Annotated in this window: 5 protein-coding genes; all 5 read right to left on the bottom strand. The window is 64.9% G+C overall.

Features of this window, described 5'->3' with window-relative positions:
• Positions 1–179: 179 nt before the first annotated feature.
• Positions 180–944: a barstar family protein gene (locus EES42_RS37145; RefSeq protein ID WP_124722568.1), complete on the bottom strand. Its 765-nt coding sequence runs from the start codon at positions 942–944 to the stop codon at positions 180–182.
• A 69-nt stretch (positions 945–1,013) separates the two neighbouring features.
• Positions 1,014–3,011, bottom strand: coding sequence for a polymorphic toxin-type HINT domain-containing protein (locus EES42_RS37140; protein WP_164495469.1), 1,998 nt, complete (start codon positions 3,009–3,011; stop codon positions 1,014–1,016).
• A gap of 713 nt (positions 3,012–3,724) precedes the next feature.
• Positions 3,725–4,300, bottom strand: a complete 576-nt coding sequence (locus EES42_RS37135; protein WP_124722566.1) for a transcriptional regulator — start codon at positions 4,298–4,300, stop codon at positions 3,725–3,727.
• A 482-nt stretch (positions 4,301–4,782) separates the two neighbouring features.
• Positions 4,783–5,247 (bottom strand): hypothetical protein, encoded by a 465-nt coding sequence (locus tag EES42_RS37130; RefSeq protein WP_124722565.1) that lies wholly within the window; start codon positions 5,245–5,247, stop codon positions 4,783–4,785.
• Positions 5,244–5,461, bottom strand: a 218-nt coding sequence (locus EES42_RS37125; RefSeq protein WP_206433776.1) for a hypothetical protein, incomplete at its 5' end; no start/stop codon positions are given. The genes EES42_RS37130 and EES42_RS37125, both read right to left, overlap by 4 nt.

Here is a 5,461-nt window from a genome sequence, read left to right as displayed (position 1 = left end):
TCTCCGCACACCCGCCGAGATCACCAGCAAGCCCGACGACAGCGACGAACCACCGCTGGCCGGGGCCGCCGCCTGCTGACGTTGCCGTCAACTACTGCCGTCAGCCCAGCCTGACGCTCCGCCAGGCGCCGCCTTTCGGAGCGTCAGAGTTACTCGCGCACATACACGCCAACCCGAAGTCAGCAAGTAGCAAGATCTACGCGAAATTCACGCATTAGTCTCACAATCGAATCCAGAAAGGCATCGTCGAGATATTCTCGAGACGCCTGAAAGTTTCGCCAAACAATCCTCACAGGGGGACCCTCACCAAAACTCGAAGAAATGCAGTCTGCGAGAGCATCGAGATTCGATCCAAAGTACCCGCCAGGGCCATTGACCGCCTCACCCAACGCACAGAAGAATCCCGACTTCGTGGAGATTTGCGCACCGTCCAAGTGGACGACATCCTCCACCCCATAGCGAGCAGCTCTACGGTTCGTAGCAAACCAGGAATTCTGAACAACGTGCAGCCATGCACTCTGATAGTTTACCGGCCATCGAAGCCATTCACCCTTTTCTAGGGCGATCCCTGATGCCCAACGTGGCCAAATCCTCTCAGCTTCAGGATACTCACAGCGATTACCAAAAAATCTGTACGCGACTCTCGAAACATTTTCGCCTGGCTTCTCTACATCCGTATCGCTGAGCACAACCTGACCGATGAAGTACTCACCGATTTTCTCCCGTTGACGATTCGTGACCTCCAGCACCGCATTTTCGACTCGCCGCCTCCCCCTCTCAACCTCGCGAGCCCCCAGGAAGGCCACTTCTGACGACTCCTCTTCCGGGTCGACGAAGAATCCCTCCACCCCTTCGGCTGCAACGAGTACATCCTCGGATTCTTCATCCGATACCACGTACAGCGGAAAATCCACCTCGGCCGCCACAGGCAGTTCGACAGCCATATCTATTCCCCAAACCGGAACTGGTGCAGCGACAGTCGATCGAGTCGCTGCACCAGTTAACCAATAGCACTAGTAATTCCATCCCGAGTCAGGGAAATGGGGTGCGCTGAAGCGTTGAATCTTCGTGTAATGCGTGGACGTCCAGCCGTATACCTTGACGCCGTTCGGCAACTCCTTTTCCAAGATTCTGTCAGTTTCCGGCCTACCCGGCACGCGGTACTCCTTGGAACCCGCCCACCACGGGTGTTCGCGTCCCCCGTAGGTGTCGTGCGAAGGGATCCGCCCTGCCTTCACATCGTCATAGGCTGAAGCGATCTTGTTATTCATCCCCATGGGGAGGGGGCCCGACAGCTTCCCATTGAGGCAGTTGCTGTTGTGAACGAGTACTGGTGTCGCGCCCGCCAAAACATAGTACGTGTGCAGGTCATCGACGGTGAGGTCGTGTGTGCGTTGTGGGTCTTGCTGGTTGCGGACCTCAGTCACGGCCACACTGGCGCCGTCCGGGGTGTGTAGTTCGTCGCCGACGCGGAGGTCACCGGCGTTCTTCCACCGCTGGTCGTCCGCAAGCCAGAATGGGTGGTTGTCGGTTGCCGTGACGGTGGCGGGGCCCTGGTCGGTGGTGAGGGTGAGCCGGGTGAAATCCTTGTCGCCCTCGGTGGTGAAGGTGTTGGTCACCGGCCGCGTGGCGGTGGGTCGTACCTGCGGGTCACTGGCGGCGACCCGGTCACCGATACGTATGTCCTCGATGGCCCGGGTGGTACCGTCGGCGAGCAGCACCTGGGTGCCGGACGGGAAGCTGTGCGGGTTGGCGCAGGCTGCTGCGTCCCGTTCCGACTTCGCCTGGTTGGCGAGTTTCTCCGCCTCAACTTTGGCGAGGGCGCTGGCGTCGATCAGAGTGTTGGCGCGGAGCGGGTAGCTGAGGGTGACCTTGCAGCTACAAGCCTGGGCTCTGGCATTGGCCTGCGCCTTGTTACGGGCCGAGACCGAGGCGTAGAGCGGTCCGGCTCCTGGGTTGGAGCATTGCAGGGTGCCTGAGACGCTGTTGCCCCGGACGGGGAAGGTGCGCTGTGGGCTGGTGCACTGGCCGGCGGGTTTGCCGTCGATGGAGAAGGTCGCGCTCATCACAGCGGTGACCTCGCCTTTGGTGACGCGTTCCTTCCGCGCAATGGAGCTGACCTCGCCGGTGAAGTTCTGGGTGGCGGTGCAGCCCGACGAGCTGCAGTCCATCTCGCCCGCGCTGTCCATGGTGAAGTTGATGCCGTGGTCGGTCGCGTCCTTGAGTTGGGCGGCGTACTTAACCAGGGTGTCGAACATCTTGTCGGCGGCGTCGGCGAGGATCGGGGTCAGGTCCATTCCCTCGCCGTCGCCGGACTCCAGCGGCCCGGTGGTCACCTTGGGGGGTGCTGTCAGCTCCTCTCCGTTCTCAAGCTGGTCCTTCATGTCGGAGAGGCCTTCGCGGAGGTCATAGGCCTCCAGCCTCAACACCCGGTGCGGCTTCTTCTTCGTCACCAGCAGGCGACCGGCCGAGGTATCGATGCCGAGCGCAGGCGTTCCGTTGACGCTCAGCGGCTGCTGCCCAGCCGTCGTCTTCGACTCGCTCGCTACTTGCGGTGACTTCTCCAGGCTGGCCAGAGCCTTGGCCAGCACGTTCGCTAGTTCCGACGGGGCGATGGTACGGGCCAACGCCTCGTCCGTGAGATCGGAGCCGTCGTCCAGCCCCACCATCCACTCGCTGGGCGGCGCATCCTCGCCCGCCGCAACGTCTTCCCTGGGGGAGGGGTCGACATGCCACCGCATGAACGTCTTGCCGCCGATGCGCAGCACATCTTCGGCGTTGTCGTCTTTGCCGGTGCTGTTCCGGCCAGAGGAGGTAGTGCCGAACTGGCTGCCGCTGGCGGTGACGGTGATCTCATTCTCGGTGATGCCGAGAAACGAGGTGTCCTTGTAGCGCAGGCCAGGAGCGACGGCCAGGTCGTCAACCGCCTCCCGGAACGGCTCAAGGTTCCGAGCCGCCTTCGCCTCGTCGGAGTCGGAGGACGAGGACGTCAGCGACAGGAGCCCGGCCACCAGCACCACAATAACCAGCCCGACGACGCCAACAAGTGATGCCCGTTGACGTCCAGTCAGAGCCTGGATCCGCGCTATCCACGGCCTGTCGGTCGGTCGGCCGACGGGCATCGGAGGCTGAGTGGGGGGCGGGGTAGCCGGGCCCGCGGTGGCAGCGAACGGCGGCGGAAATTCCGGAAGGGGCGGCGGGGCAGCGGGGAGTGGTCGCGTGGCGGACGTTGAGGGGGCCTCCGGTGCCGGTGTCGTGCTCGGCTCGTCCCCCGGGGGGCCGAGCACAGGTTCTTCGCTGCTTGGTTCTCGTTCGGTCATGACTCCCCCTCATGCGCATCCATGACGTGCTCCCAGGGAACCCGGTGACGGGTCACCGTGGCAGCCGGCTTCGGGCGGCTGGACCCAATTTCCCGTGGGAGCACGGAGGATACCGATCCGGGTGCGCTCAGTTACCGTCGTTTGAAGCCAAGTTCACAGAATCCGACCATCGCAGTCGCGAGCGCTGGCGGTAGGGGCCTGGGCTTGTGCGGGTGGGGCCCCAGGGCCGGGGCCGTACTCCCCCGTCTCAACATGGAGCCATGGCTCGGGTTCCAGGCCAAGCACGGAGATGCAGCCCTGAGAAGGCGCCGACGGACGGGAGGCAATTCCATCTCCCAGATGTGACCTCTCCCAGCCCCCCAACGGCTAGCGCCCCCGTCTGAAGGCACCGGGGCCTGGGTCGGCTACGCGGCGAAGCCTATGTTGGTGACGTACTCGTACTGGCCCCACTGGGACCCGAGGTCGGGCAGGACGTCGGTGGTCCACTCGTCGTCAAGACCCTGTACGTCACCTGCGGCCCATGCCTCGACGATCTGGTCCCACCGGCGGACGTTCATCGTCCGGTACCCCACCATCCGCTGCAGAGGCCTCGCCACCTGCGACTGGTTCAGGGGATGGAACTCCACCCGCGTCCCACGCCCTTCACGGTTGAGACGGGCCAGGAGGTGCCGGGCCACATTGCGGCGGCGCACCGTCCGGTAGGCGGTGTCGATGCGTTCCAGGTTGGCCTTCGATGGCCGGCGTGTGCCTTCCAGCCAGGCCTGCAGTGTCCGGTCGGTCACGGTCAGGCCGGCGTCCTTCGCTGCGGCGAGGCTGTGGTCGGTCTTCGTCAGGTAGTGCAGGCGGGCCAGCAGGCCGCGCTTCGCGGTGACCGGGGTGACGATGCCGACCGCGAGGTCGTCGAGCTGCCGGCTGACGGCGTCGCTTCCCTTGATGCCCCGGGCGCCAAACCTCCCGAAGTCGATATTCCTTTCCGGCACTGCCCACCCCCTTGCATTTGACGAACTCCGCTGCTGTCAGCGGTAGTTGAGATTCTACCGTATGCGGTTCTATCAGGGGTTATGTGATGCTTTTCCTCGGCGACTGATGCTTGGCCTGGCCGCTGAAGCGCCCAGAACGCCACACCGCCCCCTCCTCGATGACACAGCCCTTCCCTGCCGCCCTGCCCCGGCCCGAGAAAGGGAGCTGAGATATGCGGGGCCTTACGGGACGGGGTACGGAGGCACCGGAGCCGAACGGCCCCCGGGGCCGGGCGGCGGAACCCGCCACCGGCAGGCGCTCCGTACATCGGAGTCGGCTCGGAGGATGTCGTCATGCCGCCAGACCAGCACATCCCACACTCAAATGCGCGGGCCGAGGGCTCGCATCACCGGTACGAACGAACCGGGCCAGGACTGCCGTACCGAATGCGCGTGTGGCCCGACCATCCGGCCGGGCCACACCTTGTCGCCTTCGTCTCCGGTCAGGCCGTCCTGGGGCGCGGGATCCACGCCGGCCGTCCGGGAACTGCCGGCAGCCTGGTGTTGTCCAGCGGGTCGAGGGCACGGCCCGCACGGCCCTCGCAGCGGCGCAGCGCTGCGAGGGTGATCGTGGTCGGCAGGGTGATCAGTGCCAGGTGCGTCCAGGTGGCTTCCCGTTCGCGGAGCTTTGCGAAGTGTTCGCGCAGCCGGGCGGCGATGGCGGGGCCCGCGCGGTGGACGCTGCCGACGTACCGGACTGTCCGCGTGGCGGTGCAGGGTAGGTAGATGCCGGTGCGGACGGTCGCCCAGCGGCTGTTGTTGGTCACTTCGGTGGTCGGCACGATGAGCGGGTTGGCGATGCCGCGCACGATGCCGCCGGTGGCGGAGTCGAGGCGCATCAGTACATCCAGGTGGTCGGCGATGTCGGAGGTGAGTTCGACAGGCATGCGGGCGGTCAGGCTGCTCACAGGTCCGTCTCCTCTGTGTCGCCTTCGCCGTACGTGAGGTCGCCGCTGGAGTTCTGCCCGATGATCTCGTGGCGCATCTCCCACGTGCGCACGAGTTTGGCCGCGTTCTCCAGGCCGGGTGCGATCCTGTTGTGCGGGTCCTTCCAGCCGCGCTGCTGGATGACGGTGGGAATCTTGTCGTCGTCGCTGCGCCCTTCCATGGTTCCCAGGAGGG

Source organism: Streptomyces sp. ADI95-17 (genome assembly GCF_003846175.1).
Classification (GTDB): Bacteria; Actinomycetota; Actinomycetes; order Streptomycetales; family Streptomycetaceae; genus Streptomyces; species Streptomyces sanglieri.
The sequence above is the reverse complement of the archived record's forward strand: the minus strand, read 5'-3'. Positions and strand labels throughout refer to the sequence as shown.

Bases quoted from the DNA above. Each gene is read 5' to 3' on its own strand.
- EES42_RS37145 (WP_124722568.1), bottom strand. From the start codon at position 944: ATGGCTGTCGAACTGCCTGTGGCGGCCGAGGTGGATTTTCCGCTGTAC.